This window comes from Azospirillum sp. FG154, from assembly GCF_057809575.1.
In genome coordinates, this window is record NZ_JBMDKF010000010.1 from 177,296 (window position 1) to 200,398 (window position 23,103).

The following is a 23,103-nucleotide window of genomic DNA, read 5'->3' on the forward strand; positions in this document are numbered from 1 at the left end:
CGTTTGCGTTCAGCGCCGATACGTCGGATCAACCCGATCGACAATGCGCTGAAGGGCCGCGAACGCGTCTTGGCCCGCGCCGAATTTGGGATTGAAGTTCAGCGAATCCCGCACGCATTTTTCCAGAACCGGCGTCGGAATCGGCGTGGCTTCGCCCATCGACAGCGTTGCAAGTTGAACCTCGCAAGCCCGATTGAACAGCCACATCAAGGAAAGAGCTTGCGGTAAATTGAACCCGATGGTCACGGGGCCGTGATTGCGCAGCATCAGGACCGGCTTGCCCTGCGCGCTGTCCAGGATGCGCGCGCCTTCTTCAAGATGGACGGTGATGCCTTCAAAATCGTGATAGGCGATCTTCCCATACAGTTGCGCGGCGTAGAAGTTGGTGAAGCTCAACCCGTCTTTCAGACAACAAACCGCCTGAGTCGGCGTGGTGTGAACGTGCATGACGCAATGCGCGTCGGGAATGGTCGCGTGGATGGCTCCATGAAAAGTGAAGCCCGCCGGATTGATCGGCCAGTCGGAATGCCCGATGATGGCGCCGTTGACGTCCACCTTGACCAGATTCGAGGCGCACACCTCGCTGTAGTGCAGGCCGAAGGGATTGATGAGGAAATGCGCGTCCGGCCCCGGCACACGCAACGAGATGTGGTTGTAAATCAGCTCGGTCCAGCCCAGATGATCGAAAATCCGGTAGGCGGCGGCCAGTTGGACGCGCGCCTCCCACTCCTCGGGGCTGAAGCGGGCAGGGCGGGTGAAGGCGGAATCGGTCATTCCCATCGGTATCCTCTGCATCGGAGATTGACGTGCCGGGAGTTTGCGCAGCGGCGGCGGATGACGACAAAAGCCGCCCCAGGCCAATCATGCGCCGGACATGGAGAGTCCCAAAACGCCGGAAACCGTTGAAACAAGGCGGATCAATCCCGCCGCGCGTTTCGCATGGGTCATGAGGTTTCCTCCGCTTCGGGTCGTTTTCCCTACCCCCGCCGCGATCAGCGGCGGGGGTAGGGTCGCCCGTTGGTCCGTTATGATGTTAACGAGTTAAACATTAACATGTTAATTAGTCAAGCGGAGGAATCACGGGAACGCCGGGGCCGCCAGGGCCGCCATGGTCATCGGGAGACGGATTTGGCCGCAAAACAGCCGCCGGACCAACCGCCAAAACCATGTGGTCGCGGCCTTGCTGGTTAGGCAATTGATTAGTCGGAAAATTTCTGGTCAAAGTCGGCATGGGACGGATTTCCGAAACTTCCAGGCCATGATGAAACCGATGCCGAAACACAAGGGCGCAATCCGTGGGGCGCGGCGTCTTGGCTTTGCTCTTCTGTTGGTTTCAGGCGCGCCGCTGACAACGCTGGCGGCGGGCGAAACCAGCCCATTGGCGGGCGCGCCATCATCAGCCGTCGCGTCCCCAGCGTCCGAAGCGCCGCCCAACGCGCTGGGAACGGCCACCCAGACTGTGGAAGCCGCCGCCCAATCGGTCTATCAGGGCGGTTCTTGGGTCTTTTGGTCGGTCGCGAACAAGGCCGCGTCGATCTATTCCGGCGTGGGGCAGGCGCTTTATGAGACCGCCTACATGATTGGAATCAACTCGACGCCGCTGGAGCGCGGCGAGTTTGTTGATTCCATAGCGGATCCGTCCAAAGAGGGTGATCCCGTTTCACCGGCCTCAATCGCCGCCGCGCCGACGCCGCCTCAACCACCCGTCGCGCCATCGCCGTCGCCGTCGCCGTCCTCATCGCCCGACGAACCGGCGGAAACCACAGCGCTCAAGCCCATCGAACCCGGTCTGCTGGCGAATCTTCTGTATGACCGCTCGGCCCGCAACCCTGACGGGTCCTATTTCGTGCCCAAAAGCCTGCAACGCATGTTCGAGGTGCGGACCCAGCGTTTGGCCGAAACAGAGGTGCGCGCGGGCATCAAGCTGAACGGTCGGATCGTGCCGGACCCGCAGGCGCATGGGCAGGCCGAGGCCGGATTGCTGGGCCGGATCGAGCCGCCGGAAACCGGCATGCCGGTGCTGGGCGACACGGTGCGCAAAGGTCAGGTGCTGGGCTATGTCGTGCCGGTGGTCGGGGTGGTGGACCGCAGCCAAGTCCGGCGCGAGGTCGCCCGCCTGACCCACGAAATCCGGCAAACCGCCGAAAGCATCGAAATGATGAAGCAATTCAGCTTTGTGCCCTTCCGCGAGGGCAAGATCATTCAGATGGAGATCCGCCTCGACGGTCTGCGGCAAGAGCGCGCGGCGCTGCTGCCGATGCTCAAAACGCAGGAGCTTCTGCGCTCGCCCATCGACGGGGTCATCGCCTCGACCACGGCGGTCGCCGGGCGGGTCGCCCAACCGGGCGAAATGGTGTTCGACATCGTGAATCCGCAACGTCTGTGGGTCGAAGCCACGGTGCCCGATCCGATGATCGCGTCGGAAACCCCGACGGGAACGACCGCCACCGCCCGCACGCCGGAAGGGCAGACTCTGAACGTCACCTATGTCGGCAGCGGCCCGGCGGTGCGCCAGCAATCAACGCCGATGCTGTTTCGCATCGACAACCCGCCCAAGGGGCTGCGGGTTGGTCGCCCGGCGGCCATCCTGCTGCGGGGGGAGCATCACACCCAACGCGGGTTGTCGGCGCCGCGCGCGGCGATTTCCGTCGGCGCGGACGGGCTTCAGCAGGTTTGGGAACAGACCGACGCCGAAACCTTCGTGTCGCACGCGGTTCAAACCCAAGACATCGACGCGCAGACCGTGTTGATCGTGAATGGGGTGAAGGAGGGCGCGCGGATCGTCGTTCGCGGAATCAGCCTGATGGCGCAGGTGCAATGATGGGATCGGCGATGCGTCCTTTTCAACGGGCTTTGGTTCGGTCCGCCTTCCTGTGGCTGCTGATTGGCGGGTTTTTCGCCCCAGCCGCCGCCATGGCGGATGGCGACGAGGCGTCTCCAGTCCGGTCGCCCCGCGTGACGGTTCACATCAACGACGTGACCGTCGTTTTGGTGGTGAATGGCGACCGGCTTTACGCGTTTGTCGACCGGGTGGACGGCAACGAGCCGTTGGAGGGGGCCACGCTCACCATCCTGCGCAACGGCAAGCGCGCTCCGGTGGCGCTGACCGAACAAGCGCCCGGCTTGTTCATCGGCCCGTTCAAGCGCTCCGGTCAAAGTCAGGACGTCTTCACCCTGTCGCTCAAAGCCGCCGATGGCGGCGGCGAGCAGACGGCGACCCTGACGTATGAGGACGCCGACGCCGCCAAACCCACGGGGAGCGGCCCTGGCCGCGTCCTGCTGATCGCCCTGCTGTCCGGGCTGTTCGGAGCTGGCGGCGGCGTTCTGGCCATGCGGTGGTGGAACCGCCGGAAGCGCCGCGCCGCGCCCCCGACGCCCCCCGTCCACGCGGCTTGAACGCCGCAGCGCCCCTCGGTTCCCCCGCCCTTTCCACGCGTGAGGTCTTGCGATGTTCCAGGCCGTCGTCGCCTTCAGCCTGCGGCAACGCATCTTCGTTCTGGTCGCCGCGCTGATCCTGGTCAGTTGGGGCCTGTTCGTCGCCCGCGACATGCCCATCGACCTGCTGCCGGAACTGCGGCAACCCGCCGTCACCGTCGTCACCGAATCCGGCAGTCTGGCGGCGGAGGAGGTCGAACAGCTCGTCACCCAGCCCATCGAGGCGGCCTTGAGCGGGACCGCCGGGGTGACGCGGGTGCGCAGCACCTCCAGCGCCGCTTTCTCGCGGGTGATGGTGGTGTTTGGCTGGGGAACCGATCCTTACCGAAACCGCCAATTGGTGACGGAGCGGCTGGCCCAGGTCCGCGACCGGCTGCCCGCCGGGTTGTCGCCGCAACTGGCGCCGATGTCGGCGGCCACCGGCCTCATCATGCACATGGGCGTGACCGGCGGGGCCGATCCCATGGCGCTGCGCGAGTATGTCGAATGGACCTTGCGCCCGCGCCTTCTCGCGCTCGAAGGGGTGGCGCAAGCCTTTCTGATCGGCGGGGAGGTCAAAACCTTCCGCTTCACGCCCAATCCCGTGGCGATGAGCGACCTCGCCATCTCTCTGCAACAGATCGAGCAGGCGTTGACCGCCTTCGGCACCAACAGCAGCGGCGGCTTCGCCGAAGCCGCCGGTCGGGAATACCCGATCCGCAACATCGGCAAATCCGCCCGGCTGGAGGACATGCGCAAGCTGGTCGTCGCCTTCCGCGACGGCACGCCGGTGTTGCTCAGCCAAATCGGCGAGGTGCGCTTCGCCCCTCGGGTCAAACGGGGCGACGGGGCGTTCAACGGCGCGCCGTCGGTGAACATCTCCATCGTCAAGCACCCGTCGGCCAACACCGTCCAGGTAGACGCCGCCATCCGCCAATTGCTGGCCGACATGCAAACGACGGCGCCCGCCGGGATCCGTTTGGGCCAAGTGTCCTACAGCCAAGCGGACATGATTCATGAAGCCATCGGCAATGTCGGCACGGTGGTGCGCGATGGGATCATCATCGTCGCCGTCGTGCTGATGCTGTTTCTGGCCAATGTCCGGTCCACCGCGATTTCCCTGCTGGCGATTCCGATTTCGCTGGTGGTCAGCGTCATCGTCTTCCACCTGATCGGCGCGACCCTGAACACCATGACCTTGGGCGGCATCGCCATCGCGCTCGGCGAGTTGGTCGACGATTCGGTGGTGGACGTCGAAAACATCCTGCGCCGTCTGGGCAAGAACCGAAAAAGAGCACAGCCGGATCCAACCTTGACGGTGATCGCGCGCGCTTCGCAAGAGGTGCGGTCGGGCATCGTCTACGCCACCGCGATCATTCTGCTGGTGTTCATCCCACTGTTCGCCATGCCGGGCCAGCCGGGACGGATGTTCGGGCCGCTGGCGATGGCCTACATCGTCTCGATCTTCGCCAGTCTGGTGGTGTCGGTCACGGTCACGCCGGTGCTCGCCTCCTACCTCTTCCCCCGCATGCGCGCGCTGGAGCACGCCCATGACGGGCGTTTCGTCCGCTGGCTGAAGCGGGAGAACGAGCGGGCGTTGCGTTGGGTGCTCGATCACGGGCGGCCCGTTTTGCTGGGCGTCGGCGCCGTGGTGCTGGCCGCCGCCGCCTCGGTCCCGCTGCTGCCGCGCTCTTTCCTGCCGGAATTCAACGAAGGCAACGTCTATGTGACGATGCTGCTCAGTCCGGGAACCTCGCTGGCCGAATCCTACCGGATCGGCCATATGGCCGAGCAGATCCTCATGCAGGTGCCGGAGGTCCGCGCGTTGTCGCGCCGCGCCGGGCGCTACGAACAGGATGGCGACGGCGATCCGGTCAACGACAATGAATGGCCGATCAAGATCGTGCTGGACCAGGGGCGCAGCCGTCACGAGGTGATGGCCGACATCCGCAACCGCCTGTCGATCTTCTCCGCCGATCTGGCGGTGACGCAGTTCCTGACCGAACGGATGCAGTCCGAAGACAACGGGGTGCGCGGCGCCATCATTTTGAAGGTCTACGGGAACGATCTGTCGACGCTGCGGACTCTGGCCGAAAAATTCCGGGCGCGTTTCGCGCGGATTCCCGGCTTGGTCGATCTGTTGGTCGAGCAGCAGCAATACACCCCGCAACTGCGGGTGACGGTCGATTACGAGCGCGCCGATCTGTTCGGCATCACCCCGGCGGCGATCACCCAGGCGCTGGAAAGCTTTTCAAACGGGCGGACGGTGTCGCAGATCATCGACAATGGCCGACGCTTTGACGTGGTGATGCGCTTGGCCGACGAGGACCGCGCGCCGGAGCGGCTGGGCCTGCTGCGCATCGACACGCCGTCGGGATCGGTGGCGATCTCCTCCTTCGCCACGGTGGCGATCACGCCGGGACCAAGCCTGATTTTGCGCGAGGACGCGGTGCGGCGCATCGCCATCATGGCCAACACCGACGGGTCGGACACGGCGAAGATCGTGGCGGCCATGCGCGACGTCATCGCCGACACCCCGCTTCCCACCGGCTACCGCACCAGTTTGGAGGGCAGCTTCCGCGAGGGCGAAAATGGGCGGACGATGATGGCGATCCTGACGCCGGTGTCGATCGCGCTGATTTTCCTGGTTCTGCACCAGCGTTTCCGCTCGTGGCGGCTGTGCCTGATTGTGATGGGCAACGTGCCGCTGGCGGTGGCGGGCAGCGTCGCCGCCCTGTGGATCAGCGGTCAGGATCTCAGCCTCGCCACCTTGATCGGCTTCATCGCCGTGACGGGCGTCGCCGTGCGCAACAGCCTGTTGAAGGTCAGCCACTTCATCAACCTGCATCTGCACGAAGGCGTGCCGATGGGCCGGGATTTGATCCTGCGCGGCTGCGCCGAACGGTTGACGCCGGTTCTGATGACCGCCCTGGCGGCGGGCTTGGCGCTGATTCCGCTGATGGCGGTGTCGGATCGGGCGGGCACCGAAATCCTTCAGCCGGTGGCCATCGCCATCTTCGGCGGGCTTATCAGCTCCACCCTGCTCGACACCTTCACGACGCCGCTGCTGTTCGAGCGCTTTGGTCAGAAGGAGCTGGGCCGGGTTCTCGCCACCGACGCGACGCTGGCGTCGGAAACCTTCTGACGCCGCCCGCCCCTCTGGCGGTGAAACACCAGAGGGGCGGGCGGACGCGAAGCTCCGCTTCAGGATGCGGCGGGGCAGAATTTTCCATCGGGATCGGCGACCGCCTCAACCCGATCCGGCAGCAAGCGGATCCGTTTGATGGTGCAGAAATCGGCCTGAAGCTCGGCTTCCGGCGCCCCATCCGCCTTGATCCGGTAGGTGGTTCGGCACAAGGCGTCCGGAGGAAACTGGATGGCCTGAGCGGCCTCCTGACCATATTTCAGCTCAACCGGAAGATTCGCCAGCCAGCCACGGCTGGTTTTGATTTCCAGCACGATCCGAACCTTCTGGCGGGCCTGCGCCGCCGTCAGACTGTCGGTCGTCATCAGTTCGTTGGAAATGCGGTATTGACCGCAAGGAACCATTTGGGCCAGGGCGCTCAGCGGCGCCAGCAAGGGCAACAGCAATCCAAGAGCGAAGAGCGGACGGCGCACTGGAGCCTCCATGCGGTTATTGAACGTAAATCATCGACGAATCAGGCCGAATGAGTGTGTCTGTCGATCATCGAGCCTGGATAATTGAATTTCAAACGAGATATCACGATTTTTAGTATCACGCCATCGTGAATTCGGTGTATTGTGCGCAAGCCAAACGATTGTGCCGCGCAAGAAACGCCACCCACATGCTTGCGCCGCGCCCCTTGCGGGAGATGACGTTCGTGCCAAACCCTTCAGTGGATGAACTGACCATCCAAAACGGGCAGTTTTCGATCATCATCGGCCCCAACGGCCGGGAAATGGTCCAGGTCGGCGATCCGACCATCACGTCGGCCCGAGAGCGGCTGATTCGATTGCTGCACATCGGCGCGGCCATCGAACACGCGCTGATGGTCCAATATCTCTACGCCGCCTATTCGCTGGACGCCATCGACCTGCCGTCAACCGCGCCGCCCGCCCAATTGGCGGCGATCAAGCGCTGGCAGGCGGAAATTCTCGCCATCGCCAAGGAAGAGATGGGGCACCTGATTTCGGTGCAGAACGTCTTGCTGCTGCTGGGATCGCCGATCTGCCTGGCGCGGGAAAATTACCCGTGGGACAGCCAGTTCTACCCGTTTGAATTCCGGCTGGAGCCGTTGAGCCGGGGGTCGCTGGCCGCCTACGTCGTCGCCGAAATGCCGGAGAATTGGGTCAAGGACCTCCAGGCGCTTTTGGTCAACGACCAATTGTTCATTCCCGCCGACGGCGCGTCTCCCGACAGCAAGGTCCGCGCCCAGGTCGTCATCGACGTGCGGGATCACATGAAGCTGGACGCGGCGGGGCTGCGCGGTCTGGGGGTCAACCGGGTCGGCGCGCTGTTCCGCAGCATCCTGGCGATCCTGGAGGATCACGAGGAGTTGCTCGACCGCGAGTTTCTGGAAGACAATTACTTCCGACAGGCCACACACAGCGAATGGGGACGCAACCACCCGCAGCCCCATAAGGTTCCGCCCGGCTCCAAGGTGGATCCGCCCGGAAACGGCGTGGCCCAAGTCATCGTTGAGCCGATGTCCACCCGCGATCAGGCCATCGCCGCGCTGAAGGCGGTGGCGGAGCAGGGGGAAAGCCGGGAAACGCCGACCGACGCCGCCAGCTACGAGGAAATCCCCTCGCAGCAATCGCATTTCCAGCGGTTCCTGCGCATTTACGAAGAATGGCGCGCGTTGAATCTGCCGATCGTCATCGCGTCCAAGGCGCCGTTGACGCCGACCGAGGCCCCGGCCGACCCGCGCCGGGGCGGCGGCAGTCCCGTGACCCCGATCACCGACGCGCGATCCAGCCGCTGGGCCAAGCTGTTCAATCTGCGCTATCGAATTCTGCTGACCACCTTGGCCTGTTCGCTGGAAACGCCACGGCAAGCCGACGTCACCGGGCAGCCGGGCTTGCGCGGAACCCTGACCCATCTGTGCTTTGGCGAGATGTACAATCTGAAAGCCATTTCGCAGATCCTGCTGCGCTCGCCGCTGACCGCCCCCAACGATCCCAAACGCGCCGGGCCTCCTTTCCAGATGCCCTATGATCTGGCGTTGCCGCAAGCCGACGTGGATCGGCTGCGCGCCCTGCTCGATCTGCTGGACACGTCGATGAAGCTGACCGACTGGCTGGTGAATTTCCCGGGTCGTCCAGAAGAGATGGCGTATCTGAACCATGTGCGGGCGATTGACCGCGACACCCGCGTGTGGGTTGACCGTCAAATCACGCGCCTCACCATCGCCAGGGGGCAGGCATGACCCGGACCGTTTCGCGCATTCTCATCCTGCCGCCCATCGCCTTCGCCCGTCTGGGATCGTCGCCGATCCCGCTGGACAATTACTCGACCTGGATCGACGACGCCGATCCGGTCGGCTACCGCAAGCTTGCGGGCGAAGAAACGCTGGAGGTTGACGAGCAGAGCGGCGCCATCCGCCGCAGCTACCGCCCCAGCGGCTTGCGGCTGAAGGATTATGATCCGGTCGCCAAACGCTGGCGCATCCGTCCGGTGGCTCCCTTTCTTGAGGTCTGGGCCGAGGTCGGCGGAGCGTTGGTCCCGTTGGATCTGGCGCTGCTGCGGGAGCTTTGCGTCACGCCCGCCAACCTGAGCTGGACCGTGTCGGTGGAAAACCGCAAGGTCGAGCGCCGCACCAACGATCCCAAGGACCGCATCACAGCCACGCTGCCGCCCTTCAACGATCACAGCCGCCGGACGCTGGACGGGCGGGCGGATAATTTCGTGAGCGGTGGAAAAATCGGTTTTGGATCGGTCCGCTACATCCGACCAACCCCGGAATTCCCGGAAATCCGCTTTCGCTTCACCCCCGGCAAGGGCGCGGTCTATGGACCGGCGGGCGTCAAGGATCCCTCGGTCCCGACGGAAAACAAGATCTACGGCAAACCGAAGGGGCAGGGCTGGTACGGTTGGGAAAATGTGGTGCGCAACCCGGACGACAGTTGGCCTGAAGAAGGTCCTGATCGTCGCGTCAAGGTTCCCGAAACCATGGGACCAACCCTCTACGCCATCGATCCCAAACAGCCGGTCTGGTTGCACAACGGGCCGGTGGTCAGCCGGGGCTATCTGGATGACGCGTGCGACGGAACGGTGACGGTCAGGCTGACGCTGCCCTCCTGTCAGGTGCTGTCGGCCTCGACGCGCGTCTGCTCCGCGCCGCCGAACTTCGTGCTGGATTCCGGCTTTGCCCGAACTTTGGGGGACGACCTCGAACAGGCGCTGCTCGGCCCCTCCGTGTCCGCCGACGAGCCGGACGCCGTGACCAGCGCGCGGGCCGAGGAAATCATGCGGCGCGCCTTTGAAACCGTGCGTTTCATGAATGTGCCGGTTCTGAACAACAATCTGGTCCGTGGCCGTTACAACCGGGCCGACAACATGCCGGTCAACGACGCGCTGGATTTCGGGCGTCCGCTGGCCCCCGCGATGGCGCCCGAAAACGCCGACACGCTGGCCGTCACGCGGCTGCACCAGCAGGTGCTGGCGACGATGAAAGCCCAAATTCCGGTCTGGTTCGTCCGCCTTCTGCGCCGACCGGAGGAGGTGGGCGACCTCACCGACGTGGGCCGCCGCAAGATGCCGGCGCTGATGAGTGGCGCGGAAGGCCGCTACATGACCCTGACCCGCCGCCAAATCGACATTTTCCGCAAGGCCGCGAAGCTGCCCAAGGAGAGCGCGTGATGCCCGCAGACACGCCCCGCCTGCTGGACCCCAAGAATCTGACGGCCCAGCTTTATCACCGCGCCCGTGGCAACCCGCCCAGCGCCGGTTTGGATGCGACCATCGGCAACACCTGTCCGGGGTTGGAGGTGGATTTCCGCGCCGCATGGCGGGGGTTGTTGCAGGGAATCACCCTGCTGGAATATGACAACCTCGTTCTTTCGGCGGATCGTGGGCTGGAGGCGCTGGTCGGTTGCCGCCTGCTGCGCGTCGCCGGCAAGGCGGTCATGGTTCCGGTCAAGGGACCGGACGCGTCGCTGACGTCGGAAACCACCTTGCAGGACAGCGACAACGGGGCGACCGTCGTCACGATGGAATGGTCCAACGGCTTCGCCGACATCCTGCAAAAGAGCCGTGGGCAATCGGTGGAGTGCCTGTTCACCGCCACGCCCGAACGCCACCCGGTCCCCGCCGAAGGCTATCCGGGCAAAACGACGACGATCCGCTTGACGGTGCGTTCCTTTTTCGAGGAGAAGACGGCCGTCATCGACGGCGCCACCGTGCCGAACGGCGTGTTGACGCAGGGGCTGTGTTCGCCCTGGCAGAATGATTACCGGGAATGCGTCTGCTATTACTGGGCGTCCAGCCGCCCGGATTTCGTCAACGTGACGGTGACGGACAGCGGTCAGGTGCGCGGCGACAATTGGATGCAGCGCGCGCGCACCGGGCACTATGTCGTCGATGACTATGAAGACACCCGCCTCATCAATTACGACGACCTGTTCCAGGATTGGGAGGGGTTGTTGATGTTCCAGGTTGGCGGCAAGGACGCTCCGGGGCAAGACGACGCGAGCCGCAAGACGCCGCAAGACGTCCCGCTGACCAACCCGCCCGTCAAGCCATGACCCGGTCGCAGCGGGCGGTGGTCGCCGCCGCGCCGCCGGACGCCGCCGCCATCGGGCGGCATTTCATGACGGCGTCGGCGCCGCAAGCGGCGCAACTGCACCGCTTGCGCGTGGAGGGACGGGACCATCTGCTGCAAGTGGACGGCAGCCGCCTGTTCCAGATCGACGCGGAGGTCAGCCGCCGTCTGGCCGAAGCGATGGCCACCGGCGCGGTCGAACCGCTGCTCGCCGCGCTGGGGCTGGACGCTCCGCCGCAGATCGACGACCGTCCGCTGTCCGAACCGCCCTTGCACGCCCTGTCTCTGGCGGTGTCGCAGTCCTGCAATTTGGGTTGCGGCTATTGCTACGCGGGCCAGGGCGGCTTTGGCCGCGCGCCGCAGCAAATGCCGTTGGAGCGCGCCCTGGCGGCTGTGGACATGCTGCTGTCCGGCGTTCCCGATCAGGGCCGTTGCAATCTGGCCTTCATGGGCGGCGAGCCGCTGGCCAACCGGGCGGTCATCACGGCGGCCACCCGCCACGCGGCGGCGTTGGCGGCGGCGCGCGGCGTCCAAGTCGCCTATTCGATCACCACCAACGGCACGCTCGTGACCCAGGCCGATGGGGATTTCTTCGAGGAGCACGGCTTCGCCGTCACCATCAGTTTGGACGGCCCGGCGGAGCATCACGACCGCCAACGCCCGTTCAAGAACGGCCAGGGCAGTTTCGACCGCATCATGCGCAACGTTCGGCCTTTGCTGAATCAGCAACGGCGAATGCAGGTGTCGGCGCGGGTGACGGTGACGCCGGACAGCGTGGCGTCCAATGACGGATCGCCCGAGGGGCTGCGCCGCATTCTGGATGGGTTCATCGCCGACGGCTTCCACTCCGTCGGCTTTTCGCCGCTTCTCCGCTCTTCCTCGGGCCAGGGCGAGATGACGCCGGAAGCGTTGGCGACGATGCTGGGCGCGATGATCGCCTGCGGACAGGCGTTCGAGGCGCACGCGTTGGCCGGTCGCCGCTATCCCTTCGCCAATCTGCTGAACGCGCTGCGCGAGATTCACCGGGGCACCCACCGGCCTTACCCCTGCGGGGCCGGGGCCGGGTATCTCGGCGTCTCGGCGGAAGGGGATCTGTCGGCCTGCCACCGCTTTGTCGGGGACGAGGCCGGGGCGATGGGGTCGCTGGACGGGGGAATCGACCGGGACCGGCAAGCCCAATGGCTGAGCGACCGGCATGTCCACCGTCAATCCCCCTGCAACACCTGCTGGGCGCGTTACATGTGCGGCGGCGGTTGTCATCACGAGGTGATCGGCGGCGGTCGCCCGGCCTGCGACTATGTGCGCGGCTGGCTGCATTATTGCCTGGGCGCGTATCTGCGTTTGTCCGACCGTTGCCCCGATCTGTTCGATTCGGTTTCCGCCCCGCTTCCAGAGACGGGATTGGCCGGGGCGGGGTTGGCCGAATGACGGCGCCATGCGGAAGGATGACGCCATGACGGTGAAACCGTGACCCGGCGGGTGGATGTCGCCGTGGTCGGCGGCGGACCGGCGGGCGCGGCGCTCGCCATTCGGCTGGCGGCGATGGGGCGGCGGGTGCTGCTGATCGAGCGGGCGCGGGGGAGGGGCCGGGCCTTGCCGCAATCCCTGTCGCCCGGCGTGATGGTCCAACTGGATCTGCTGCGGGCGAAGGATGTTCCCGCCGCCTGCGGCGCGTGGGAATCCCCGCTGTCCTGGGTGCGCTGGTCGTCCGAAACGCCCGAACGGCGCGACCATGTCGGCGCCGCCGCGCTGTTGGTGGACCGGGGGGCTTTTGACGCCGCTTTGCGAAGCGTCGCGGTCCAGAGCGGGGTGCAACTGGTCCAACCCGCCTTTCTCCGCCGGGCCGATCCGCAGACCGGAGGCGGCTGGCGTTTGCGCCTTGTCCGTCCCGACGGCGAGGTCACGGTGTCCGCCCGCTTTCTCGCCGACGCCAGCGGGCGGGCCGGATTTCTGCGGGAAAAGCGGGTGAATCTTGGACCGCCGACGCTGGCCCTGCACGCCGATTGGACCGGAGCGCAGGGGCTGGACGAACCGCGCGTCGACAGCGGCGTTGAGCATTGGGCCTGGGGAATGCCGCGCGGCGATGGCCGTTTCACCGCCGTGATGTTCACCGATCCGGCCCTGCTGCTTGACCGGAGCGATCTGGAGCCTCTTTACCGGCGGTTGAGAGCCGCCAGCCCATTGTTTTCCGCGCTGGACGGCGCGTCCTTGGCGTCCCCAACGCGCGCCAGCGACGCCCGCGCCTATCGGGCGGAGCGCGTGGTTGGCCCCGATTGGATCAAGGTTGGAGACGCCGCTTTGGCGCTTGACCCGCTGTCCTCCAGCGGCGTGCAGAAGGGCATCCGCACGGCGCTGACCGGGGCGGTGGTGGTCAACACCCTGCTGGGCCGCCCGGACAGCGGAGAGATCGCCCGGCAATTTTTTCAAGACGAAACGGACGCGACGGCGCGGGACCACCAGCGTTGGGCCGAGGGGTTGTACCGCGACACTCCCGGCTTTCGCGCGGGCCACGACTTCTGGATCCGGCGGTCTGGAGTGGCGGCGCCTCCCCCGGAAGCGATCCCGGAACCGGCGATTGGACCGGATGAGGTGACGCTGGATCCGCAAGACCGCTGGATCCTGTCCCCGGACGCCCGTTTGGTGAACACCGCCTGTCTTGCCGGTGATTTTGTTGAACGCCGCACGGCCTTGACCCATCCAGCCTTGCCTCGTCCAATTGTTTGGATGGCCGGAACCGAGATGGCCGCGCTGCTGCGTCGGATTCAGCCAAACGCCAGCCTGTCGGACCTGTTGGACGGATGGAAGGATCTGTTGCCTCAACCACACGCGCTGGCCATGACCCGATGGATGGTTGGGTCCAGGGTGCTCGTTCGGGCGGGCGACGCCGGGTAACGCTTCGACACAGCGGCGCGCCCACGCTTGGGTTTGCGAACGTGGATCATGCCAAACCAACCTGTTGGCGCTGAACGCCACAATCGAGGCCGCCCGCACGGGCGAAGCGGGCACAAGGGGTTTGGCGTGGTCGCCAACGAGGTCCAGAATCCCGCCACCCAGACCGCGAAGGCGACGGAAGACATCTCCAGCCAGATTTCCTCCATGCGAGGAGCGACCGCCGAAATCTCCCGCAACGTGCAGGAGACCGCCTCCGGCCCCCAGGCGGTCAGCACGAACATCGTCACGGTCAGCCCACTTCAAATTAAATTTCCATAATACTTATTATGAGTTAAAAATCGAGATTCAGGGTGGGATCATATTGCGCGAACGGCGAATCTCCCGATAGTCTGGTTGACTCGTTTGTCTTTTGGGAGTCCCCCGCGATGCCCGACCACCCCCACCGCCCGGAAACCATCGCCGCAAGCGCGTTGGGGTATGAGGACGCGGCCAGCGGCGCCATCATCCCGCCGATCCACCCTTCGACCACCTACATCCGCGACCCGGACAACGCTTACAGCCGGGGCCGGGTCTACGCGCGCGCTGACAACCCCACCTTCGACACGCCCGCCCGGACCCTGAGCGCGCTGGAAAACGGCGCCGACACGCTGCTCTTCGCCTCGGGCATGGCGGCGGCGACGGCGGTGTTCATGGCGCTGGATCCGGGCGATCATGTGCTGGTTCCCGACGAGATGTATTGGGCGCTGCGCAACTGGCTGCACGGCCCGGCGACCCGCTGGGGCCTGCGGGTGGAGGGGGTGGACACCAGCGACACCGACGCGGTGCGCGCCTCCTTGCGCCCTGGCGAAACCCGCTTGATCTGGATCGAAACCCCGGCCAACCCGCTGTGGACCATCACCGACATCACGGCGTTGGCCGAATTGGCGCACGAGGCCGGGGCCTGGCTGGCGGTGGACAGCACGGTGGCGACGCCGGTCCATTGCCGCCCGTTGGATCTGGGGGCCGACATCGTCATGCATTCGGCGACCAAATATCTGAACGGCCATTCCGACGTGATCGCCGGAACCCTGACCACCGCGCGCATGGACGAGCAATGGGCGCGGATCAAAGCGGTGCAGACCCAGCAGGGCGGCATTCTCGGCAGTTTCGAGGCGTGGTTGCTGCAACGCGGCCTGCGCACCCTGTTCGCCCGCGTCCGTTGGCAGAGCGCGGCGGCGCAATCCCTGGCCGAACGCTTGAGCGCCCACCCGGCGGTGTCGGAGGTTCTCTACCCCGGCCTGCCCGGCTTTCGCGGCCACGGCGTCGCCGCCCGCCAGATGACCGGCGGTTTCGGCGGCATGCTGTCGATCCGGGTCAAAGCCGGGCGGCAAGCCGCCATCGCCGCCGCCGCCACAGTTGGGATTTGGCGGCGCGCCACCTCGCTGGGCGGGGTGGAAAGCCTGATCGAGCACCGCGCCAGCATCGAAGGACCGACCTCGCCCGTTCCGGACGACCTGCTGCGCCTGTCTGTCGGGCTGGAGTCGCCCGACGACCTGTTCGAGGATTTGGATCAAGCCTTGCGCCGGGCGGGCTGAGCGCGCCCGCCCTACCCGCGCCCAAACAAGCGCCCGAACAGGCCGGGCTTGGCCTCGGTCGTTTCTTCAGCGGGGGCCGGTTCGGCGGCGGTTTCGTCCGCGCCGCCGTCAGCCTCTTCCTCGCCGTTAGCCCCCTCGCCGCTGGTCGCCGCAAGGCCGCTGGCGCGGGCGGCCTCGTCGGCGGCGGGGCCTTGATAGCGCTGGACTCCAGCGGCTCGCCCGGCGTCCAGCGCCGCCGGATCGTCGCAACGCCACAGAACCAGCCGATCGGCCCCAAAACGCTGAACGGCGGCGGTCAGTTGGGCGACGACGTCCGGCGCGGCATGGCGCGGCCACAAGGCTTTCACATAGGCTGGGTCAACGCCCCCCAAATCCAAACTGGCGAGCGCCGACACGGGCGCGTGGTCCACCGCGACGGCGAAGCCCAGATCGCCCAGCCGTTCGGCGGCGGCGGCGAAGCGGGGGGCGGACAGGCCGACCTCCCAACAAGCCAGTTCGGCGGTCAGGCGATGGCGGGCCTCGGCGGGAATCCGGCGCAGCAGATCGACGAAGCGCGCCTCCAGCACCGTGCCGGCGTGCAGGTCGATGGCGAAGGGGCGCGGATCCTGGGCGCGGTCGCGCGCCAAATGGCGCAGCAGCCCTTGGTCGAGCCGAACCGCCACCTCGTGCCGCAGCCAGTCGTCGCGGCGCAATGGCAGGTCGAGCCGCGATTCCAATTCGTCGAGCGAAACCACCAGCTCCGTCGTCACCACCACCGGCGCGGCGGGATCGGCGAAGGACCAGATCGGCAGTTCCCGCACCAGACTGTTCAAATCCGCCCCGTGCAACACCCGTTCGACGTCCAGCAAACGGCCCAGCGCGGCGGTTTGCGCCCGGTCGGCGGCGGACAGCAGCGCGTCGCGGTCCAGCGCCTCCCCCGGCACGATGTCGGCGGCGAGCCGCGCCGCCTGCGTCGCCACGTCATAGGCGGTGAAGCGCAGCACGCCGAAGCCGTGGCTGCGCAGCATGTGCGTCAACGTCCGCGCCCCGCTGTCCAACAGCGCCGCCGAGTCCGCTGGGGCGAGGATCAGCAGGCGGTGGCCGGGCAGCCGGAACAGCTCATGCGGGCGGGCGCCCAGCCAGCTTTCCAGATAATGGTCGAGCGTCAGGGCGAAACGCGGGTCGTCGCCATGCTCGACGTCGCGCAAATCGACCAGCAGGGCGGCCAAGGGTTCCGGCTTGTCCCGCAACGCGCCAAGGCGGGACAGCAGCGCGTGGCGCTGACCATGCGCCCCAACCGTGTCGCCGACGGCGGCGGCGGCGTCCAGAGGATCAACCATGTTTCCGCCTCCTTGCGTGGCGAACCGAACAATTTTGCCGCTTGGGCCGATCAACGCGCAAGCGGGCAAATCGGCGCGGCGCCATGACACAGGCGCGGCGCATGGCAGGGGGGCGGGAAGCTCTGCTCCGGCGGATGCGATCGGGCGTATACTGACGATGAACGCGGCGCGCGTGGCGGACTGCGTCTCCATCGCTGGGAAGGGCTTCGATCATGGACAGCCTGTTGACGGAATCGGCGGTTTCGGCCCTGGACGCGGCGCATCCGGCGTCGCCCTGGCGGGGCTTCGCCGGGGATGCGTGGCGGCGGTCGGTTGACGTCCGCGATTTCATCCTGCGCAACCTCACCCCCTATGAGGGCGACTCCGGCTTTCTCAGCGGACCCACCGAACGGACCCAAGCCCTGTGGGCGACCGTCGCCGACCTGCTGAAGCAGGAACGGGCGACCAAGGGCGGCGTGCTTGACGCCGACACGGACGTCGTCTCCACCATCACCGCGCACGCGCCGGGCTACATCGACCGCGCGCTGGAGGTGATCGTCGGCTTGCAGACCGACAAGCCGCTGAAACGCGCCATCATGCCGTTCGGCGGCTGGCGGCTGGTGAAAAGCGGGTTGGAGGCCTATGGCTTCACCGCGTCGCCCGCGCTGGACGCGGTGTTCCCCAAGATCCGCAAGACCCACAACCACGGCGTTTTCGACGTCTACACCGACGAGATGCTGCGCTGCCGCAAGTCGGGCGTCATCACCGGCCTGCCCGATTCCTACGGGCGCGGGCGGATCATCGGCGATTACCGCCGCCTCGCCCTCTATGGCGCGACCCGCCTGATCGCCGACAAGCGCGACCAGTTCGCCTCCCTTGAGCTTGACCGCATGGATGAATCCACGCTGCGGCTGCGCGAGGAAATCACCGAACAAATCCGCGCGTTGGAGGAACTGGTCACGATGGCCGCCGCCTATGGCTTCGACGTCGCCCGCCCGGCAGCGGACGGGCGCGAGGCGGTGCAATGGACCTATTTCGCCTATCTGGCGGCGGTGAAGGAATCGAACGGCGCCGCCATGTCGCTGGGCCGGGTGTCCAGCTTCCTTGACGTCTACATCAACCGCGATCTGGTCGAAGGGACGCTCAACGAGTCGCAAGCGCAGGAGTTGATCGACCAGTTCGTCATCAAGCTGCGCATGGTCCGCTTCCTGCGCACGCCGGAATATGACCAGCTTTTCTCCGGCGATCCGACCTGGGTCACGGAATGTCTGGGCGGCATGGCGCTGGATGGCCGGACGCTGGTGACGAAAAGCAATTTCCGCATGCTGAACACGCTGCACAACCTCGGCCCCGCCCCGGAACCGAATTTGACCGTTCTGTGGTCGGAACGATTGCCCGAGGGCTTCAAACGTTTCTGCGCCGAAACGTCGATCAAGACCTGCTCGTTGCAGTATGAGAACGACGATGTGATGCGCGCCTATTGGGGCGACGATTACGCCATCGCCTGCTGCGTCTCGGCCATGCGCGTCGGCAAGCAGATGCAGTTTTTCGGCGCGCGGGCCAATCTGGCCAAGACCCTGCTCTACGCCATCAACGGCGGACGCGACGAGATCACCGGCGAGCAGGTCGGCCCGGCCTTCGCCCCGATCACCGACGACGTGCTGGACTATGACGCCGTCGTCGGGCGTTTCCTGCCGATGATGGAATGGCTGGCGAAAGCCTACATGAACACGCTGAACGCCATCCACTACATGCACGACAAATACATGTATGAGCGGTTGGAAATGGCGCTGCACGACCGCGACGTCTTCCGCACCATGGCCTGCGGCGTGGCGGGCCTGAGCGTGGTGGCCGACAGCCTGTCGGCGATCAAGCACGCCACCGTCCATGTCATCCGCGACGAGCGCGGCCTCGCCGTCGATTACCGGATCGAGGGCAGCTACCCGGCCTTCGGCAACAACGACCCCCGCGTGGACGGCATCGCCGTTTGGGCGGTGGAAACCTTCATGGGTCTGCTGCGCAAACAAAAGGCCTACCGCGACGCCGTGCCGACGCAATCGGTGCTGACCATCACCTCCAACGTCGTCTATGGCAAGAAGACCGGCAACACGCCGGACGGGCGCAAGGCGGGCGAACCCTTCGCCCCCGGCGCCAACCCCATGCATGGCCGCGACCGCAAGGGGGCCATCGCGTCCATGGCGTCGGTGGCCAAGCTGCCCTACGCCCACGCGCAGGACGGAATCAGCTACACCTTCACCATCGTGCCCAGCGCGCTGGGGCCGACGCACGGGGAGCAGGTCGGCAATCTGGTCGGCATGCTCGACGGCTACGCCGCCCAAGGCGGCCACCACATCAACGTCAACGTCTTTGACCGCGACACCCTGCTGCGCGCCATGGATCACCCGGAGCTGTACCCGCAACTGACCATCCGGGTGTCGGGCTACGCGGTGAACTTCATCAAGCTGACGCGCGAGCAGCAGCTTGACGTGATTTCCCGCACCTTCCACGACCGTCATTGAGCCATGAGCGCGCCGGTTCGGGGCTGGGTCCATTCGGTGGAAAGCTGCGGCACGCTCGACGGCCCCGGCCTGCGCTATGTGCTGTTTCTGGCCGGGTGTCCGCTGCGCTGCCTCTATTGCCACAACCCCGACACCCGCCACATGCACGACGGAACCCCGACGCTGGCGGGCGAGGTTCTGGCCGACATCGCCAGCACCGCCGGGTTTCTCACGCGCGGCCATGGCGGGGTGACGCTGAGCGGCGGCGAACCGTTGGTTCAGCCGGATTTCTGCGCGGCGATCCTGCGCGGCTGCAAGGCGATGGGGCTGCACACCGCGCTCGACACGTCAGGTTATCTCGGCAACCACGCCGATGATTTCCTGTTGGCCGACACCGATCTGGTGCTGCTGGACATCAAGGCCTTCACCGAGCGGACCTACCGCGCCCTGACCGGCGCGCCGCTGCGCCCGACCCTGGAATTCGCCGAACGGTTGGCCGAATTGGGCAAGCCGGTGTGGTTGCGCTATGTGCTGGTTCCCGGCCTGACCGACGACGAGCGCGAGATCGCCGCGCTCGCCGACTTCGCCGCCGGGCTGGGCGTGGTGGAGCGGGTGGACGTGCTGCCCTTCCACAAGATGGGCGAGGCGAAATGGGCGGCGCTCGCCCTGCCCTATCAGCTTTCCGCCACCCAGCCGCCGACGGCGGAACAGACCGAGCGGGCGCGCGGTCTGTTCCGAAACGCCGGGCTGCGCGCGCCATGACCGCGCGCGCTAAGCCGGATTCAATCACCCCGCCCGCACCGACGACAGGAAGCTCGCGACCTCCGTCCGCAGCCGGTCGGAGTTCTGCGACAACGCCCCAACGGAGCTGAGCACCAGATCCGCCGATTGCCCGGCGGTGGAGGTGGCCTGGCTGACCGCGTTGATGTTGTCGGACACGCCGCGCGTCGCCTGCGCGGCCTGCTGCACATTCCGGGCGATTTCCTGGGTGGTCGCGCCCTGCTGATCGACGGCGACGGCGATGCCGGACGAGATCTGACGAACTTGGTCGATCACGGTGCCGATGCTCTTGATCGCCTCGACGGTGCGGCGGGTTTCATCCTGCACGGCGGTGATCTGCGCGCTGATTTCCTCGGTCGCCTTGGCGGTCTGGTTGGCCAGCCCCTTCACCTCGCTCGCCACCACGGCGAAGCCCTTGCCCGCTTCCCCCGCGCGCGCCGCCTCGATGGTGGCGTTCAAGGCCAACAGGTTGGTTTGGCTGGCGATGTCGTTGATGAGCTTGATGACCTCGCTGATTTTGTTGGCGGCGGCGGCCAAGCCGATGACCATGGTGTTGGTACGGGCGGTTTCCTCCGACGCGGTGGCCGACACGCGGGCGGCCTCCGTCACCTGACGGCTGATTTCGGAAATCGAGGCGGACAGCTCCTCGGTCGCCGCCGCCACCGTCTGCACGTTGCTGGTCGCCTGATTGGCGGCGTTGGAAATGGCCACGGTCTGGTTGGCCGCCTGCTTGGCCGAAGTTGACATGCTCTGCGCGGTCGATTGCATGTCGCTGGCGGAGGTCGAGACCGTCTGCACCACATTCATGACGCTGGTCTCGAACCGCGCGGCCAACGCCTTCATCTGTTCGGCTTTTTCGCTGCCGCTGACCTTTTCGGCGTTGATGTCGATCAGCGACCCGCAGGCCCGCACCGCCATCCCCGACCCGTCGCGCGCCACGCCGCCGATGGCCCGGAACCAGCGGTAGCCGCCGTTCTTCATCTTCAGGCGGTAATCCACGTCATAGCCGGTGCGGCCCGTGCGATCCGCCAGACACGCGCCAAAGGCCGCGAAGGTCGCCGCCGCGTCATCGGGATGCAAACGGTCAGACCAGGACGTGACCAGATTGGGAAACTCCCCAACATCGCCAAAGCCCATCAAACGCCGGAATTCCGCCGACCAGCGCCATTGGCTGCTCGCGTGCATGGGATCGCCGTTGTGCAGCTTGGCGTCCCACAGGCCGATGCCCGCGTGTTTGTCGAGCAGCGCCAACAACTCGGCGTCGCTGCTTTGATCCGACGCCTTTTTGCGTGAAAAGAACATGGTTCCCTCTTTTTCTTCTGGTTGTTCCCGCCCCTCAAGGTCGGCGCGTTTTTGTGCGTCCTGACGGTCCATTCTGGTGGGCGCCAGAAAGGCTGCCACCACTATGACAAGCGGCAAGAGGGAAGAGAATGATTATTTGTTGTCTCCTGCTGCTGATGATGGTCATTAAATTTCTGTTTACCGTTTTAATATTTCAGTCGTCTTCGTAATATCCTTTGCCCGCCTCGCGATGGCAGGCTTCGCAATTGCTTTTGGCCCCAACGGTCTTGCGCTGCCAAACCGCCGGATCAAGCCGATGCTTGCGCCGCCACCAATCCTGATCGGTGACGCGGATCAACCGCCCGTCGCCGCCGCCCGCGTTTTTGGTCAAATAAGCGCGGATGGCGGCGGCGCTGTCGGCGGGCAGGCTGGCCTTCTCACCGAAGTGATCGGACAGGCCGTCCATCAGCCGGTTCCACGACGCGGCGGGCAGCAGACCCGGTTGAAAGGCCATGTGGCATTCGCCGCATTCCTTTTGCGTCAACGCGTGCGTGACCGGGGCCACCCGCTCAAATTCGCTGGCGATGGCCGGGCTGACGTTGACGACGACGCCCGCCAGCAGCAGGGACAGGGTGGCGCGCTGAAGGGATGAACGCATGATGGAGTCTCCGGTCACGGGCTGTTCAGAAAGGTGATGAAATCGCCCTTTTCCAAGGCGGTGCAGGCGCGGCCCAGCACGTTCGGGCAATCGCGCTCGAACCGCTTTTCGACCTGGGCCGGATCGGTGAAGCGCGACGGGTTGGCCGAGGTCGCCATCGGTTCGATGCTCCGCCCGGTCTTGACGTGACGCCCGGTCGCCGTCGGCGTGGCGGTGTGGCAGGCGGCGCAAGCCGGGGTGTCGGCGTTGCCGCCGCTGTGCGGCCCGAGATAAAGCGCCCGCCCCCGCTCCGCCGAAAAGCCGGTGAAGCTCGGATTTTGCGCCTTGGCCTGGGCGGCGTAGCCGTTCAACAGCCCCGCGCGCGCCGTGTCGTTGGCCGCCGCCAGAGCCGAGCGGTCGCCCAGCGCAGCGCCAGCGACGCCCAACCCGACCACCAACGCGCACAGCGGTGAGACGGACGCCCGAGGCAACGCCTTCACCGGCGGGGTCCCCAGCCGTTTCAACCCGTGCAGGGCGAAGACCACCGCGATGTGCGCCACGACGACGCCCAGCGCGACGTCGCCAAGCGCCTCGTGCAGATGATCGACCGAGGTGATGAAATCGGCCGCCATCCCGCTCGCCGCCGCCCCGCCGACGGCGATCAACAGAGCCGCCGCCATCCAGGCGATCAACGGGCTGCGCTCGCGTCGGGCCTGCGCCTCGCCGCGCGTCAGACGCGTCAACCACCCGACCAAGGGGCCAAGCGCCGGTCTGGGAAAGCGCAGCGGGCTGCCTTCAGAAGCCAACAATCCAGCCACCGCGCGCAACGCCAGGGCGATCAGCGCCGCATAGCCGGAAAAAACGTGGATGCCGTAGGTGTCCTCGTCGCCCGACAGATAGGCGACGATGAACGCCCCGGAGAGAACCGCGTGAAACGTCAACAGCGCGGTCATTTCGATGGAGGTTGGTTTGCGGGCGGCCATGGCGCGGCTCCGTGAAAAAAAC

At 66.0% G+C, this 23,103-nt stretch carries 17 protein-coding genes and 1 pseudogene; 12 read left to right on the forward strand and 6 right to left on the reverse strand.

The genetic code is table 11. From position 1 onward, the window contains the following. Positions 1–9: 9 nt before the first annotated feature. Positions 10–774 (reverse strand): class II aldolase/adducin family protein, encoded by a 765-nt coding sequence (locus ACODS4_RS14120; RefSeq protein WP_488864646.1) that lies wholly within the window; start codon positions 772–774, stop codon positions 10–12. 496 nt (positions 775–1,270) lie between these two features. Here ACODS4_RS14120 and ACODS4_RS14125 point away from each other — a divergent pair, with 496 nt between their 5' ends. Genes ACODS4_RS14125 through ACODS4_RS14135 form a run of 3 tightly spaced genes read left to right on the forward strand, consistent with a single transcriptional unit; the run spans position 1,271 to position 6,559 of the window. Next, positions 1,271–2,821: an efflux RND transporter periplasmic adaptor subunit gene (locus ACODS4_RS14125; RefSeq protein ID WP_488864648.1), complete on the forward strand. Its 1,551-nt coding sequence runs from the start codon at positions 1,271–1,273 to the stop codon at positions 2,819–2,821. A gap of 11 nt (positions 2,822–2,832) precedes the next feature. Further along, positions 2,833–3,396, forward strand: a complete 564-nt coding sequence (locus tag ACODS4_RS14130) for a hypothetical protein (RefSeq protein WP_488864650.1) — start codon at positions 2,833–2,835, stop codon at positions 3,394–3,396. Between the two features lie 52 nt (positions 3,397–3,448). After that, positions 3,449–6,559 (forward strand): efflux RND transporter permease subunit, encoded by a 3,111-nt coding sequence (locus ACODS4_RS14135; protein ID WP_488864652.1) that lies wholly within the window; start codon positions 3,449–3,451, stop codon positions 6,557–6,559. 59 nt (positions 6,560–6,618) lie between these two features. Here ACODS4_RS14135 and ACODS4_RS14140 read toward each other — a convergent pair whose 3' ends face one another. Then, positions 6,619–7,032, reverse strand: coding sequence for a hypothetical protein (locus ACODS4_RS14140; protein ID WP_488864654.1), 414 nt, complete (start codon positions 7,030–7,032; stop codon positions 6,619–6,621). Between the two features lie 224 nt (positions 7,033–7,256). On the opposite strand from ACODS4_RS14140, the gene ACODS4_RS14145 reads away from it, so the two are divergent. From ACODS4_RS14145 to ACODS4_RS14175, 7 genes and pseudogenes are all read left to right on the forward strand, one after another. Next, positions 7,257–8,804 carry a ferritin-like domain-containing protein gene (locus tag ACODS4_RS14145; protein WP_488864656.1) on the forward strand — a complete coding sequence of 516 codons (1,548 nt, stop codon included), beginning with the start codon at positions 7,257–7,259 and terminating at the stop codon, positions 8,802–8,804. Then, the gene (locus ACODS4_RS14150) at positions 8,801–10,237 is read left to right on the forward strand and encodes a hypothetical protein (RefSeq protein WP_488864658.1); all 1,437 of its coding nucleotides are present in this window, start codon (positions 8,801–8,803) and stop codon (positions 10,235–10,237) included. Before ACODS4_RS14145 ends, ACODS4_RS14150 begins: the two co-directional genes overlap by 4 nt. Next, the gene (locus ACODS4_RS14155) at positions 10,237–11,121 is read left to right on the forward strand and encodes a hypothetical protein (RefSeq protein WP_488864660.1); all 885 of its coding nucleotides are present in this window, start codon (positions 10,237–10,239) and stop codon (positions 11,119–11,121) included. Before ACODS4_RS14150 ends, ACODS4_RS14155 begins: the two co-directional genes overlap by 1 nt. Next, positions 11,118–12,566, forward strand: a complete 1,449-nt coding sequence (locus ACODS4_RS14160) for a radical SAM protein (RefSeq protein WP_488864662.1) — start codon at positions 11,118–11,120, stop codon at positions 12,564–12,566. The genes ACODS4_RS14155 and ACODS4_RS14160 overlap by 4 nt, the downstream gene beginning before the upstream one ends. A 39-nt stretch (positions 12,567–12,605) precedes the next feature. Beyond that, complete coding sequence (gene qhpG / locus ACODS4_RS14165) at positions 12,606–14,030, forward strand: flavin-dependent monooxygenase QhpG (RefSeq protein ID WP_488864664.1); 1,425 nt, start codon at positions 12,606–12,608, stop codon at positions 14,028–14,030. A gap of 52 nt (positions 14,031–14,082) precedes the next feature. After that, positions 14,083–14,237 (forward strand): annotated as a pseudogene (locus ACODS4_RS14170) (methyl-accepting chemotaxis protein); the annotation flags it as partial. A gap of 218 nt (positions 14,238–14,455) precedes the next feature. Beyond that, positions 14,456–15,604 (forward strand): trans-sulfuration enzyme family protein, encoded by a 1,149-nt coding sequence (locus ACODS4_RS14175; RefSeq protein ID WP_488864666.1) that lies wholly within the window; start codon positions 14,456–14,458, stop codon positions 15,602–15,604. Between the two features lie 11 nt (positions 15,605–15,615). On the opposite strand, the gene ACODS4_RS14180 is transcribed toward ACODS4_RS14175, so the two are convergent. Further along, positions 15,616–16,923 (reverse strand): hypothetical protein, encoded by a 1,308-nt coding sequence (locus ACODS4_RS14180; RefSeq protein WP_488864668.1) that lies wholly within the window; start codon positions 16,921–16,923, stop codon positions 15,616–15,618. 212 nt (positions 16,924–17,135) lie between these two features. On the opposite strand from ACODS4_RS14180, the gene pflB reads away from it, so the two are divergent. Both pflB and pflA read left to right on the forward strand, forming a co-directional pair. Further along, positions 17,136–19,421: a formate C-acetyltransferase gene (pflB, locus tag ACODS4_RS14185; RefSeq protein WP_488864670.1), complete on the forward strand. Its 2,286-nt coding sequence runs from the start codon at positions 17,136–17,138 to the stop codon at positions 19,419–19,421. A gap of 3 nt (positions 19,422–19,424) precedes the next feature. Beyond that, on the forward strand, positions 19,425–20,162 hold the full coding sequence (gene pflA, locus ACODS4_RS14190) for a pyruvate formate-lyase-activating protein (RefSeq protein ID WP_488864672.1): 738 nt from the start codon (positions 19,425–19,427) through the stop codon (positions 20,160–20,162). A gap of 24 nt (positions 20,163–20,186) precedes the next feature. Here the strand turns inward: pflA and ACODS4_RS14195 are convergent, their stop codons facing one another. From ACODS4_RS14195 to ACODS4_RS14205, 3 genes are all read right to left on the reverse strand, one after another. Further along, entirely contained in the window at positions 20,187–21,482 is a 1,296-nt protein-coding gene (locus ACODS4_RS14195) for a methyl-accepting chemotaxis protein (protein WP_488864673.1), read from the reverse strand. Positions 21,483–21,675: 193 nt separating this feature from the next. Next, positions 21,676–22,119 carry a diheme cytochrome c gene (locus ACODS4_RS14200; RefSeq protein ID WP_488864675.1) on the reverse strand — a complete coding sequence of 148 codons (444 nt, stop codon included), beginning with the start codon at positions 22,117–22,119 and terminating at the stop codon, positions 21,676–21,678. A 14-nt stretch (positions 22,120–22,133) separates the two neighbouring features. Then, a complete protein-coding gene (locus tag ACODS4_RS14205) occupies positions 22,134–23,081 on the reverse strand; it encodes a DUF1924 domain-containing protein (RefSeq protein WP_488864677.1) in 948 nt (315 codons plus the stop codon). Positions 23,082–23,103: the final 22 nt, after the last annotated feature.

Excerpts from the sequence above, each read along its gene's own strand:
- ACODS4_RS14135 (WP_488864652.1), top strand. The coding sequence starts at position 3,449 with ATGTTCCAGGCCGTCGTCGCCTTCAGCCTGCGGCAACGCATCTTCGTT.
- ACODS4_RS14195 (WP_488864673.1), bottom strand. The coding sequence starts at position 21,482 with ATGTTCTTTTCACGCAAAAAGGCGTCGGATCAAAGCAGCGACGCCGAG.
- ACODS4_RS14130 (WP_488864650.1), top strand. The coding sequence starts at position 2,833 with ATGCGTCCTTTTCAACGGGCTTTGGTTCGGTCCGCCTTCCTGTGGCTG.
- ACODS4_RS14160 (WP_488864662.1), top strand. The coding sequence starts at position 11,118 with ATGACCCGGTCGCAGCGGGCGGTGGTCGCCGCCGCGCCGCCGGACGCC.
- pflA (WP_488864672.1), top strand. The coding sequence starts at position 19,425 with ATGAGCGCGCCGGTTCGGGGCTGGGTCCATTCGGTGGAAAGCTGCGGC.
- ACODS4_RS14120 (WP_488864646.1), bottom strand. The coding sequence starts at position 774 with ATGACCGATTCCGCCTTCACCCGCCCTGCCCGCTTCAGCCCCGAGGAG.
- ACODS4_RS14150 (WP_488864658.1), top strand. The coding sequence starts at position 8,801 with ATGACCCGGACCGTTTCGCGCATTCTCATCCTGCCGCCCATCGCCTTC.
- ACODS4_RS14205 (WP_488864677.1), bottom strand. The coding sequence starts at position 23,081 with ATGGCCGCCCGCAAACCAACCTCCATCGAAATGACCGCGCTGTTGACG.
- ACODS4_RS14180 (WP_488864668.1), bottom strand. The coding sequence starts at position 16,923 with ATGGTTGATCCTCTGGACGCCGCCGCCGCCGTCGGCGACACGGTTGGG.
- ACODS4_RS14175 (WP_488864666.1), top strand. The coding sequence starts at position 14,456 with ATGCCCGACCACCCCCACCGCCCGGAAACCATCGCCGCAAGCGCGTTG.
- ACODS4_RS14155 (WP_488864660.1), top strand. The coding sequence starts at position 10,237 with ATGCCCGCAGACACGCCCCGCCTGCTGGACCCCAAGAATCTGACGGCC.
- pflB (WP_488864670.1), top strand. The coding sequence starts at position 17,136 with ATGGACAGCCTGTTGACGGAATCGGCGGTTTCGGCCCTGGACGCGGCG.
- ACODS4_RS14125 (WP_488864648.1), top strand. The coding sequence starts at position 1,271 with ATGCCGAAACACAAGGGCGCAATCCGTGGGGCGCGGCGTCTTGGCTTT.
- ACODS4_RS14200 (WP_488864675.1), bottom strand. The coding sequence starts at position 22,119 with ATGCGTTCATCCCTTCAGCGCGCCACCCTGTCCCTGCTGCTGGCGGGC.